This window comes from Sphingobium lactosutens DS20 (assembly GCF_000445105.1).
GTDB lineage: Bacteria > Pseudomonadota > Alphaproteobacteria > Sphingomonadales > Sphingomonadaceae > Sphingobium > Sphingobium lactosutens.
The window spans coordinates 1-12,313 of the sequence record NZ_ATDP01000092.1 but is presented as its reverse complement, the minus strand read 5'-3'; the positions used below and the strand labels follow the sequence as shown (position 1 = coordinate 12,313).

Below are 12,313 nucleotides of genomic sequence, written 5' to 3'. Positions count from 1 at the left end.
CCGGCAGAAAAGGATGAGGCAACGGATCAGAAGCTGGCAGTGATGCCGAACTTGGCTGTCCAGTTATATTCCTCGAACTGAAGCAGGCGCTTGCCGCCGGCGAAGTTCTGATAGGCGAAATACGGTTCGTTGCCGACGTTGATCCATTCGGCGAACAGGCGAACACCAGGCACCAGGCGATATTTCGCGCTCAGATCGACCTGGAAATGACTATCGACATAACGATCTTCTTCCGCACTGCCGCCCAGTTCGTCCAGATATTTGTCGCGATAGGTGCCCGCCGCACGCAGTGAGATCGGACCCTTTTCATACCCGAGCACGACGTTGAACGTGTTCTTGGACGAAGAAGCGAGCGGGATGCGGCGCGGATCGGCGATATCGCCATCGGTCAGGACCGTGCCCTTGGCGTCGGTATAGGTGTAGTTGGCATTTACCAGCAGGCCGTCGAACGGTGCAGGCAGGAAACTCATTACTTGGCTGTAGGACAATTCAAAGCCCTTCACCTTGGCTTTGTCCCCATTTATGAAGCTTGAGAGTTCCTCATATTGCACGCCGTAAAGCGTGCCAGCATCGCGGGTACGCTGTTCGACGACGAAATCTTTGATCGACTTCCAGAAAAAGCCGCCGGTCAGTGCGGCGTTGCTGCCGAAATACCATTCTGCCGACGCATCGATGTTCCAAGCGCGATAGGGGTTGAGTTCCGGATTGCCGGTTTCCGCTTCCAGATCCTCGTTAATGGTAAAGCGTGGCGTCAGGCTCGATAGATTAGGGCGCACGAGGCTTTTGTAGGCGCCGGCGCGCAGCACGACATTACGGACCGGCTCGTAGCGCACCGTGATGCTGGGTAGCCAGTCGGTATAGTTGCGCACGAACCGGTTTGGCGTAACGAAAACGGTGTCCTCATCCAGTTCCTCGCCCTGATATTCGCCGCCTTCTTCCACAAATTGCGTCAGCTTGGCGCGAATGTCGTTGCGTGTTTGCTCCATGCGTACGCCAGCGATAACGCGTAGCTTTTCGCTGTCCCAACGGCCCAACAGATAGGCGGCGAGGATGTCCTCCTTCACCGAATAATCGGACGAATTTGAGTTGATCTGCGTATCGATCGGGTTCAGTTCGAAATTATTACGATTGTCGTTGAAAAAGTCGGTCGGGCCGGTGTGGCTGGGCAGCGGCAGGATATCCTGGATGCGATAGGTTTGTCCGCCCAGAACATCGGCAAGCGAGTAGTCGCCATCATAGCCGTCATAGAGGGTTGATTCGAGATTATAGCTCTTTTTGCGCCAGCGGGCTTTCATGCCCGTTTGCACGGTAAAAGTGCCCGCGTCCGATGCAAAGGCGCGTGAGATATCGCCTTTGACGGCATATTCGCGGTCTCGCGCATCCGACAGGATGGTTTGCTCCAGTTCATTGAAGCCATAGGTCGTCGGATCGAAAAAGGCGTCCGAGCCGCTGCCGCTGACGCTGTAGAGAGGTTTGCGAGGGTTCGAATAATCGAAGCCGACGTTCAGGTTGTCGCCTTCCTCGAACCGGGCGCGGAAGCGAGTGGGGTCAATGGAACCATTTTCCCGTTCGCTGGCCTCAGACCAACTGCCCGAATATGTCATCTTCCATGGTCCGGTGTTGGTTTCACCACCCAGGGTCAGCGATTTGATCTTCTGCCGTTCAAACCGATCCTTCATGCGGCGTCGCACCTCGATACGACCATCCTCGGACGAGAATTCGGCACTGCTCGCGGTCGAGGCGCGGGGGGCCTCGTCCATGATGAAGATCACATCGCCGCGATATTCCTGATCGTCAAACTGGCTGTAGATGCCGCGCGCGTACAGCTTGGTAGTGTCTGTCGCCAGCCAGTCGAGGCTGAGGGTTCCGCCAATGCGCTTTCGCTCCACGTCATAGTCGCGATACTGCAGCTCGGCGGCGTAGGCGTTGCCATTGTCGTCGATCGCCCAGTCGGCGCCCTCGATATTGTCGCTCTCAAACTTGCGCTTATAATAGCTGGCGCCACCCGCGATGCCCAGGCGGTCGGTAATGCGGGTCGAAAAGTCAAAGCTGCCCTTGGGCGTCAGTGCGTCGGCGAATTCATTATAGCTGCCCTCCAGTTTGACGGAATAGAGATCCTTTTTCCGATCGAAGGCGCTGGTGGTGTTGATTTCGATTGAGGCACCAATGGTGTCGCCGTCCATGTCGGGGGTCAGCGACTTCTTGACTTCGATAGATTCGATGAGTTCGGATGGAATGACATCGAGTGCGACTTGGCGCGTGTCGCTTTCCGGTGCCGGCAGGCGGGTGCCATTGATCGAGGCTGCGTTCAGCGATGGATCAAGACCGCGCACCGAGACAAAGCGCCCTTCGCCCTGGTCGTTCAATATGTTGATGCCGGGCAGGCGGCGGAGCGATTCGGCGACATTCTGGTCGGGAAACTGGCCGATCGCGTCGCGGGTCAGCACGCTTTCGACGCCATCGGCGGCGCGCTGGCGCGACAGGGCCGACGCCTGGTTGGCGACCTGGCCGACGACGATGATGGACGCGTCGACATTGGAGCCGATGCGGATATCCGCGTCGACATCGCCGGTCGCCGGGACCACGACGGTGGTGCGGACCGGGTCTGCGCCGACATAGCGCGCCTCGATCGTGTAGGTGCCGGGCGCGACGTCGGGGAAGCGATAGGAGCCGTCACGGCCGGCTTCGGCGATGCGGCCAAGTTCGACGATGGTGAGCTGCGTCGACTGAAGCGCGCGGGTTCCGGTGCCGTCCGACACCGTGCCGCTGATCGTGCCGGCAAGGGCTGCGGCAGGCATGGTGAGCGCAAGGGTAAGGGCAACGCGGCTTGCGCCGCGTAAAAGGCGGTTCATTCTGGAATCTCCCTGTTGCCGTAGCGATGCGCTTGACATGCGCGCGCCTGCCGGCTGCCCGGCCCATGAGAGATTATTGCGACAGCTTCATTCCATCACGATGACGAAAAAGAGTCATTAAGATTGCAGCTGCGTGACCTTCTGCACGTTCAACCCCTTGGGTTCAGCGCCCGACATTGAGATAGGCCGCGACGGCATCGACATCGTCTCCGACGGTGTCGACGGCTTCGACCAGTTCGTCACGCGACACGCTGAACCGGTTGGCCCAGTAAAGACACTCCTCTTCCCGCTCCAACGACACGCGTGCCGGGTTCAGCGGCGTCCTGTGGCTTTCCTCTGGCGTCATGGCTCGGCGCGTCTCCCTGATTGCCTCTTCCTAAGAAGCAACGCATAAAAGGCGCGCCAAGTCCCCTTCCCTTTAGGACAGGGGGCTCTTTAGGACAGGGGGCGGCTGGCCCAGCCCCGCAGGCGGGCATAGAGGCCCGCGATCACGGCGGCGAAGATCAGGATGGCGAGCGGCACCGCCCAATGGCTTTCCCCGACCAGCGCCAGCGGCGCATCGCTGTCGGTGCCCGCGACGATGCCGGCGAAGGCGACGCCGAACAGGCTTTCGCCCACGATGAAGCCGGTCGCCATCAACACGCCCATGCGCTCGGCAAATTCCGGGTTCGCCTGTCGCAGCGCCCAGCGATTATAGACATGGCCGATGACCGCGCCGACCGGGATCAGCAGCGTCAGCGCCATGGGCAGATAAATCCCCATGCCCACGGCCAGCGGCGGCAGGCGCAGCTTGCCGGCGCGGCCCAATGCTTCGTCGACGATGATCACGACAACGCCGATGCCCGCCCCGATAGCGATCAGGCCCCAGTCGAGATCGCCGCCCAGCACGCCCTTGGCCAGCGCCGAAATGAGCGCCGCCTGCGGGGCCGGCAGGGCATTGGCGCCCGCGCCGCTCGCCCCGGCAAAGCCGAAGGCGCTGTTGAGCAGATCGAGCACCGGGGGGATCACCAGCGCGCCGAAAATGACGCCCAGCACCAGCGCCAGCTGCTGCTTCCAGGGCGTCGCGCCGACCAGCTGCCCGGTCTTGAGGTCCTGAAGATTATCATTGGAAATGGTCGCGATGCCAAAGACGATCGCGGTGGTGAACAGGGCATAGGCGATCAGCGCCTGTGTCTGGCCTTCGTCGCCGCCCGACCCGTAAATGGCGGCCAGCAGCAGCGAAGCGCCCAGCACGGCGAGGATGCCGACGCCCGAAATCGGGCTGTTCGATGCGCCGATCAGGCCCGCCATATAGCCGCAGACCGACGCGATGACGATGCCGGCCACCAGCACATAGGCCAGCGTCAGCCCGATGACGGGCACGGGGTTGAGGGCGATCGGCCCCCCTTTCGCGAAGACCCAGAGCAGAAGCGCAATGGGCAGCATCGCAGCGGCGATCGTGCCGGCGACGATGCCGATGGGCAGGTCGCGCTCGGTAATGTCGAGCAGCCCGGCATTGCCCGCCCTGCGCGTGGCATTGGCGGCGAGCGCGGAGCGGATGCCGCTGATGATGGGGCCAAGGATCTTGAGCAGGGTCCAGATGGCGGCGACGCCGATCGTGCCCGCGCCGATGAAGCGCGCCTTGGTGCTGAACACGGTTCCGACCACCGCGCTGAGATCAGCGCCGGCGGGGGTTGGCGCGGTCAGATAGGGGACAAGGCCGACCCAACTGATCAGCAGGCCGATGAACATGGCGACGCCCACCGACAGGCCGACCAGATGGCCGACACCGATCAGCGCCATGGAAAAGCTGGTCGATACCGACGTCGCACCCGCCCCCAGCTTGAAGAAGGTGGCGGCTTCCTCCGCGATCAGCCGGGTCTTGGCGACGATCGAGAAGGTGGCGGCGGACAGGGCGCTGGCGACGATGGCGGCCAGCCCGCGCTTGTTTTCCTCCAGGCCCTCGCGCGATCCGGCGCCGACTTTCAGCACTTCGGCCGCTGCCACCCCTTCGGGATAGGGCAGGTCCGATCCCGTCACCAGCGCGCGGCGCAGCGGCACGGAATACATGACGCCCAATATGCCGCCGGTCGCGATGGTGAAGGCCGACAGCCAGTAGGGAAAGCCCTGCCACCAGCCGATGATGACCAGGCCCGGCAGCACGAAGATGATCGCCGACAAAGTGCCGGCCGCCGACGCGATGGTCTGGACGATATTGTTTTCCAGGATGGTGCCAGTGGAAAACAGTCGCAGCACCGCCATGGAAATGACCGCCGCGGGGATCGACGTGGCGAAGGTCAGGCCGATCTTGAGGCCCAGATAGACATTGGCGGCGGTGAAGACGAGCGTGATGAGCGCGCCCAGAATGACGCCGCGCAGCGTCAGTTCGGCGATGCCGCTGGTCTGTGGCTGTTCGTTCGTCACCGCTTACCCCTTGTCGATCCTGCCAAGGTTCGGTCATAATCGTGCCGGACGGCGGATCAATCGCAAACTTGGGCGATGGTCGGGAAGGGCAGGCCCGGCATTAGTGGCGGTGCAGCGCGCGCAGCCGATATTTGCCCTTGGCATAGGTGCCGAACATGCCGGAAATGGCGGGATGGTCGACCGGTTCGTCGCTGTCGTCCGTCACCAGATTCTGCTGGCTGACATAGGCGACATAGCTGGATTCACCATTTTCCGCGAGCAGATGATAGAATGGCTGATGCTTGTCGGGGCGGGCTTCTTCGGGAATGGCCTCATACCATTCCTCGCTATTGGCGAAGACCGGGTCGATATCGAACACGACGCCGCGAAATCCGAACATCCGGTGCTTGACCACATCGCCGATGCTGAAGCGCGCATGGACGATCGGCGGGGCCGTCATGCCCGCGCCAAAAATCTGACTCATCTCTTTCATGAGGCTTAATTTAGGGCCGCGCTGCGACGACACAAGAAAAATACCCCGAAGGTCGCTTGGCAAGCGTGATTTCATCCGCTAATGGCCGCCGCTCGACCGGGAAAGCAGCGCCAACGGCGCTTGCCGGACCTTCTGCGGAGAGGTGGCAGAGTGGTCGAATGCGCCGCACTCGAAATGCGGTTTACGGGTAACCGTAACGTGGGTTCGAATCCCACCCTCTCCGCCATTTGACCCTCCGCAGGGGTCTCCAGAAGTCCACTGATATCGACTTTTTCTCCCTGATTACTGACGCTTGGCTCACCAGCTCGGCCGCAGTCGTCCACAGCCCTCCGCAGGCGTTTTGCGGTGATTGTGGTACTGATTCGTGGTCTCGGCGGTCGAAAAACGTGGTACTTTTTGGAGACGACGACCGATGCTCAGTGACGCCAAAGTCCGGGCGGCCAAGCCCCGCCCCAAATCCTACAAACTGACCGACACCAATCGCCTGTTCCTGCTCGTGACGCCGAGCGGGGGAAAGCTGTGGCGGTGGAATTACAGCTACGACGGCAAGCAGAAAACGATGGCCTTCGGCGCCTGGCCCCAGGTGGGATTGGCGGATGCCCGAGCGAAGCGGGATGAGGCCAGCGGACATCTGATGGAAGGCGACGATCCCACGATCCTGAGGAAACTCAAGGTTGTGGCCAAGCTCGAGGCCGGCAGGCAGACCTTCGAGCGGGTCGCGCGGGCGTGGCATGAGAATGCCAAAGCGCAATGGGCTATCGTACATGCCGCCGATATTATTCGCAGCCTGGAAAGGGATGTGTTTCCGGCCATCGGTGACATGCCGATCGCCCAGCTGACGCCCCCGCTCGTTCTGAGCGTCTTGCGGGAGATCGAGGCGCGCGGCGCGATCGAGACTGCAAAGCGCGTCCGGCAGCGCATTTCAGCGGTCTTCATCTATGGTATCGCAGAGGGTATCGCGACGAGCGATCCTGCCGAGAAGCTGGGAGCGGTCCTCAAGCCCCTGCGAAAAGGGCGTCAGCCTGCAATCACCGATCTCGTTCCCCTTCGCCGGATGATCCGCACGGCTGAGGAAGATTATGCGCGCCCCGTCACGCGTCTCGCCCTTCGTCTGCTCGCGCTGACCGCGGTGCGACCCAGTGAACTGCGCGGCGCGCAGTGGGATGAGTTCGAGGATCTGAACGGCTCGGAGCCCTTGTGGCGCATTCCGGCCTGGAGGATGAAGGGCGACGCCGATCGCAAGGATGAGCTCCACGGCGATCATCTCGTGCCGATCACGCCACAGGCATTGGCGGTATTGAGGGCAGTGTGGCCGCTTACGGGTGAAGGACCGCTGGTTTTCCCCAGCAACCGCCACGCCCATCGCCCCATGAGCGAAAATGCCATCGGCTATCTTCTCAATCGGGCCGGTTACCACGGCCACCATGTCCCTCATGGGTTCCGCGCCGCCTTCTCTACGATCATGAATGAGTGGGCCGAGCGCGAAGGCAAGGAACATGATCGCAAAGTGATCGACCTCATGCTTGCCCATGTCCCTACGGGCAAGGTTGAAGGGGCGTATAATCGCGCAGCCTACATGCCCCGTCGCAGGGAACTCGCCATGGCCTGGGCTGACATGTTGAGTGACGGCTTGTCCGCACCGTCAGTCCTGCTTGATCTGCCCGCAAAGGCAATGGGACCGCAATCGCGTCGACGGGTGCTACCACCTGTCGATATCGAGTTTCGTTTTCCCACCCGAAGGCGCAGCTCCGCTAAGATCATTGCTCGCTAGAGTAAGGCGGGTGCAGAATCCTTCATGACAGGAGGGGGCTGTCGGCCCCCTCCATTGTGCTCGCCACATTATGGAATGGCCGCTTGGATAGATGTCCTCGCCCAGGTAACACGCGCCACTGGCGAAGCGTCCTGCGATCAGACATCGCGCCGATCCGGTAATGTGCTGAGCAGTGCGCTGGCCGAGACGATATGGATATCATCGCCCGCCAGGCGACGAGCTTCGGCCTTCTTGAATTCGGCGTCATAACGCACATAGCCAAATGGCTCGTCCGCTGCGACCACCAGCATAGTCGTTGTTGCGCCGACTGATGCCATGATCCGACCACCATTGGCGGCAATTTGTTGCGCCAGGCGGCCGTTGCGAGACTCGCCAAGAATGGCAATGCGCTGACCTTTCAATGTGCCGTCGGGAGCGGGCGTGGGCGGTGCCGTTGCGCGTTTTCTTGGCTGGGGTGCCAGCCAGTCTGATAATTGCAAACCGGTATGATCGATCGCTTTCACGACGATCATGCCTGCCGCGCGGGCGTCGCTGAGCGCATCATGATGCTTGAGCGGGATACCCAGATGTTTCGCCACGATATTGAGCCGATGGCTGGGCAGCTCGGGCCAGGCGCGCTTGGCAACTCGGACACTATCCAGCCATGTGGTCTCGAGCATCGCGCGATCATTTATACGGCATGCTGCTGCGAGGGCGCCCTTGTCAAAATAGGAATGGGCCACGGTCGTGCGGCCATTCAGATGGGCTTGAAGGATGCCGTGAACGTCAGCGAAACAGGGTTGGCCCAGTACGTGGCTGGCAGCAATCCCGTGGATCCGCGTATTGAAGCTGCTGAAATGATCCTGCGGATCGACAAGGGTCTCATACTCAAACGCGACAGCGCCGTTGCGAAAGCCGACAATGCCTATCTGGCAGATGCTGCTGACACGCGAGCACGCCGTCTCGACGTCGATGACCACGAAGTCTGGTTCTTCGGTATCGCCATTTCGTGCAGTTGCCGCGGCGTTGGCAGAGAGGTTGGCGTGAAGGGGTTGGAACATATCAGGATCATACGCGGCGCTTAAAGCGTTGCACAAGGCCCTTGGCGCGGACAATCTTCGATGTGCATTGGCTTTTGGGAGCCATGCCGACATCGATGATGATCTGCTGTCCAACATCACACAGACGCTTTGGCAGGCGAGAAGCAGGGCGGTGGCAGCAAGATCAGCGGGCTCGTTCCTGCGGAATGACAAACTGGTTTCGGATCGCCGGAGAAATCGCACGGCATATGGCACGAAACATGGAATCCGATACCGCCCCGCATAGATCAGGCACATGAATATCGGTTCATATTTCCGCCTTGAAGGCATGCTGATTGCGGGCGCGACAAGCCTGTATGTCCAGGCTCGTGATGGCGCTTTCTGGGAGATCGGAAAGCTGAAGGATGTCGGGCATCTGCTGCAAAGCAATGTTGTCGTCGAGGGCATTCGCACAGGCGCACAAAGCGTGGCAGTAATTTGGATCGAGGCCATGAGGCCGATCCAGCATGCGATGAGTAGCATCGGCATGTAGCGTCCGGAAATCGCGCTTTGAGGTGCTCCTAGCCGGTTGGGTTGGGTCGCGAGCGGCCGAGGGAACAGTGCGACTGTGTCGACGTCGATTGCATCGAAGGAGCGGGCCAAGAAGACAGCTGTAAAAGCAGGGGCCGCGTAAACAACAAAGGCCCGCCCGGCAAAGCCGAGCGGGCCAGTAAAAGGCTTGAAGCCTTCGGGTCGCGCTATCCTGCTATGCTCATGCAATCGATTCGCATTGTATGAATCGGACATAAAGGAGAATAGTTCCGTTACGGAAAGCGTGAAAACAAACTGCCGAGATTGGCAGCTCCATCAAGCGACACAAGTCTGACCGGTGGTGTCCATATGGAGCGCAATCTTCAGTCGGGCATCATTGCCGAACGCACCCTGATTGAAGGGAAGGCTAGCACTACTTTGGCAGAAGTGTGATTTTTGGGATTCCCTGCAGAGGAAATGCGTGATTCATAGGAAGCCAGCTTTGATGGAGGCTGGCGGTGGAAGAGGATTGGCGGCGGGATCTCGAGCATTGGCTTGAGCCGTATCTGCAGAAGTTGGGTAACAAGACGCGGCGTCGGATGTGCCCAGCCTACATCGCCGGCTTGATTGGCCCCGGCGATCGCAAGAGCATCCAACCCATCGCGGCCCGCGCAGACGCGCTCAGCTATGACCGGCTGCATCATTTCATCGGTGCCGGGATCTGGGATAGCGCGCCGCTGGAGGCGACGTTGTGGGGGCAAGCGGATGAGTTGGTCGGTGGCGACAAGGCCTGGCTGTTGATTTCCACTGAGAAGTGACCCGGGTTTTCCATCGAGAAGTGACCCGTCTGCGGATTATGTTTCGGGTGTCACGGGTGGGTCAACCCGTGGTTTTCTCTTTTGGGTTCTGGCCTGCTTGGCAGAGCTGTTTTTGAAGCGGAAGCTATCGTTGCCGGTCTCCAGGATGTGGCAGTGATGGGTAAGCCGATCGAGGAGCGCCGTGGTCATTTTGGCGTCGCCGAACACGGTGGCCCATTCGCTGAAGCTCAGGTTTGTGGTGATGATGACGCTGGTGCGCTCGTAGAGTTTGCTCAGCAGGTGGAAGAGCAGCGCGCCACCTGAAGCACTGAACGGCAGATATCCAAGCTCATCCAGGATAACGAGATCGGAGTGCAGGAGGCGATTGGCGATCTGACCGGCCTTGCCCTGTGCTTTTTCCTGCTCGAGCGCATTGACCAGTTCGACCGTCGAGAAGAAGCGGACGCGCTTTCGATGATGTTCGATGGCCTGGATGCCCAGCGCCGTTGCCACATGGCTCTTGCCGGTGCCAGGACCGCCGACCAGCACGATATTGTCGGCGATGTCGATGAAGTCGCAGCGATGCAACTGACGCACCAGAGCTTCATTGACCTCGCTACTGGTAAAGTCGAAGCCGGCCAGATCGCGATAGACAGGGAAGCGCGCGATCTTGAGCTGATAGGCCACAGACCGAACCTCCCGTTCTGCTGTCTCGGCTTTGAGTAACTGGGAGAGGATCGGGATGGCGGCTTCGAACGCTGGAGATCCCTGTTCCATGAGATCGGTGACGGCCTGCGCCATGCCATGCATCTTGAGGCTGCGGAGCATGACGACGATGGCGCCGCTGGCAGGGTCATGACGCATGACGCTTCTCCTTGCGCAGATCATCATAGCGTTCGACATTGGCCATCGGTTCGCTGACCAGCTTGAGCGCCTGGGGCGCCGTCACCGGCGGCGTGGAGATCGGTTTTCCGTCGACCAGCCTATAGAGCAGATTGAGGATATGGGTCTTGGTCGGAACGCCAGCCTCCAGCGCCATGGTGACCGCCGTCAGCACCAGTTGCTCATCATGATGAAGAACCAGCGCCAGTATTTCGACCATTTCCCTGTCGCCGCCGGGATTGCGCAACAGATGTCGCTGCAGACGCTGGAACGCATCGGGTAGCTCAAGGAAGGGCGCACCGTTGCGCAGGGCGCCGGGCTTGCGCTGCACGACCGCCAGATAATGGCGCCAGTCATAAACCGTATGACCTGGACCGTCGTGAGAGCGGTTGATGATGCGCTGATGTGCGCAGATTGGCTGCCCCTCGGCGACGACCTGGAAGCGATCAGGATAGACGCGCAGGCTGACAGTGCGATTGGCGAAAGAGGCCGGTACGCTGTAGCGATTGCGCTCAAAGTGGATGAGGCACGTCGGCGATACCCGTTTGCGATATTCCACAAAACCATCGAAGGGCCTGCCCGCAACCATCAGACACTCAGATTCATCGGCCCAGGCATTGGCAACCGATCCGGGTTCGATCCCGTGAGGGATGTCCTCCCATAACGCCTTGCAGCGCTCCTCCAGCCACAGGTTCAGCGCATCAAGGCTTTCGACCTGCGGCGTGGGTTGCCACAGACGGTGCCGCGCATCCTGGACATTCTTCTCGACCTGCCCCTTTTCCCATCCCGCAGCCGGGTTACAGAACTCAGCTTCGAACAGATAGTGGCTGACCATCGTCAGGAAGCGTGCGTTGACGGTGCGTTCCTTGCCACGCCCGACCTTGTCGACGGCCGTGCGCATATTGTCATAGATACCCCGGCGCGGCACGCCGCCCAGCACGCGGAAGGCGTGATTATGGGCGTCGAACAGCATCTCATGGGTTTGCAGCAGGTAGGCGCGCACGATGAATGCCCGGCTGTAACTGAGCTTGAAATGCGCGACCTGCAGCTTGGTCCGAACCCCGGCGATGATTGCCCAGTCCTCACTCCAATCAAACTGGAAAGCTTCCCCCGGCGCGAACGACAGGGGCACGAATGTCCCACGCCCGCCAATCTGTTGCTGGCGCCGATAATCTTCGCGCCAGTCCCGAGCAAAAGCGGCAACCCGGTTGTAGGATCCTTCATAACCCAGGCTCACCAAATCGGCGTGAAACTGCTTGATCGTGCGCTTCTGCTTGCGCGATCGGCCCATATCGCGCCGCAGCCAGGCCGCCAGATGCTCAGCAAATGGGTCCAGTTTGCTTGGTCGATCAGGCACCTTGAACCGCGGATCGATCGTCTCGGACCGCAAATATTTGCGGATCGTGTTGCGTGATAGTCCGGTGCGCCGCGCTATCTCCCGGATCGGTAGATGATCGCGAAAATGCCAGCGCCGGATAACGCTCAATAACGCCATGTCCAACACTCCATATACCCTCGCTTGTCAAAGCCAGGGACGAGTTCAACATGGGTCAATTCTCAGTGGAAATTTACGCCCTACCCGGGTCACTTCTCAGTGGAAATCAACA

At 60.4% G+C, this 12,313-nt stretch carries 9 protein-coding genes, 1 tRNA gene and 1 pseudogene; 4 read left to right on the top strand and 7 right to left on the bottom strand.

Annotated features, from left to right (window positions below; genetic code table 11):
* Positions 1–26: 26 nt before the first annotated feature.
* The 4 genes from RLDS_RS41960 to hspQ all read right to left on the bottom strand — a co-directional run bounded on the left by RLDS_RS41960 (position 27) and on the right by hspQ (position 5,727).
* On the bottom strand, positions 27–2,852 hold the full coding sequence (locus RLDS_RS41960) for a TonB-dependent receptor (RefSeq protein ID WP_021226410.1): 2,826 nt from the start codon (positions 2,850–2,852) through the stop codon (positions 27–29).
* 163 nt (positions 2,853–3,015) lie between these two features.
* Positions 3,016–3,198: a DUF3606 domain-containing protein gene (locus RLDS_RS41955; protein ID WP_021226409.1), complete on the bottom strand. Its 183-nt coding sequence runs from the start codon at positions 3,196–3,198 to the stop codon at positions 3,016–3,018.
* Between the two features lie 89 nt (positions 3,199–3,287).
* Positions 3,288–5,255 carry an OPT family oligopeptide transporter gene (locus RLDS_RS41950; RefSeq protein ID WP_021226408.1) on the bottom strand — a complete coding sequence of 656 codons (1,968 nt, stop codon included), beginning with the start codon at positions 5,253–5,255 and terminating at the stop codon, positions 3,288–3,290.
* A 100-nt stretch (positions 5,256–5,355) separates the two neighbouring features.
* Positions 5,356–5,727, bottom strand: coding sequence for a heat shock protein HspQ (gene hspQ / locus RLDS_RS41945; RefSeq protein WP_031298291.1), 372 nt, complete (start codon positions 5,725–5,727; stop codon positions 5,356–5,358).
* Positions 5,728–5,863: 136 nt separating this feature from the next.
* Between hspQ and RLDS_RS41940 the strand changes: the two genes are divergently transcribed.
* Positions 5,864–5,953 (top strand) — tRNA-Ser (locus RLDS_RS41940).
* Between the two features lie 186 nt (positions 5,954–6,139).
* A complete protein-coding gene (locus RLDS_RS41935) occupies positions 6,140–7,498 on the top strand; it encodes a tyrosine-type recombinase/integrase (RefSeq protein ID WP_021226406.1) in 1,359 nt (452 codons plus the stop codon).
* A gap of 137 nt (positions 7,499–7,635) precedes the next feature.
* Here the strand turns inward: RLDS_RS41935 and RLDS_RS41930 are convergent, their stop codons facing one another.
* A complete protein-coding gene (locus tag RLDS_RS41930) occupies positions 7,636–8,538 on the bottom strand; it encodes an exonuclease domain-containing protein (RefSeq protein WP_021226405.1) in 903 nt (300 codons plus the stop codon).
* 274 nt (positions 8,539–8,812) lie between these two features.
* Between RLDS_RS41930 and RLDS_RS41925 the strand changes: the two genes are divergently transcribed.
* Both RLDS_RS41925 and RLDS_RS41920 read left to right on the top strand, forming a co-directional pair.
* Positions 8,813–9,049 (top strand): DUF5818 domain-containing protein, encoded by a 237-nt coding sequence (locus RLDS_RS41925; RefSeq protein WP_021226404.1) that lies wholly within the window; start codon positions 8,813–8,815, stop codon positions 9,047–9,049.
* Between the two features lie 496 nt (positions 9,050–9,545).
* Positions 9,546–9,830, top strand: a pseudogene (locus RLDS_RS41920) (transposase); the annotation flags it as partial.
* A 51-nt stretch (positions 9,831–9,881) separates the two neighbouring features.
* Here the strand turns inward: RLDS_RS41920 and istB are convergent.
* Entirely contained in the window at positions 9,882–10,688 is an 807-nt protein-coding gene (gene istB / locus RLDS_RS41915; RefSeq protein ID WP_009821099.1) for an IS21-like element helper ATPase IstB, read from the bottom strand.
* The gene (gene istA, locus RLDS_RS41910; protein WP_009823850.1) at positions 10,678–12,201 is read right to left on the bottom strand and encodes an IS21 family transposase; all 1,524 of its coding nucleotides are present in this window, start codon (positions 12,199–12,201) and stop codon (positions 10,678–10,680) included. Before istA ends, istB begins: the two co-directional genes overlap by 11 nt.
* Positions 12,202–12,313 lie beyond the last annotated feature (112 nt).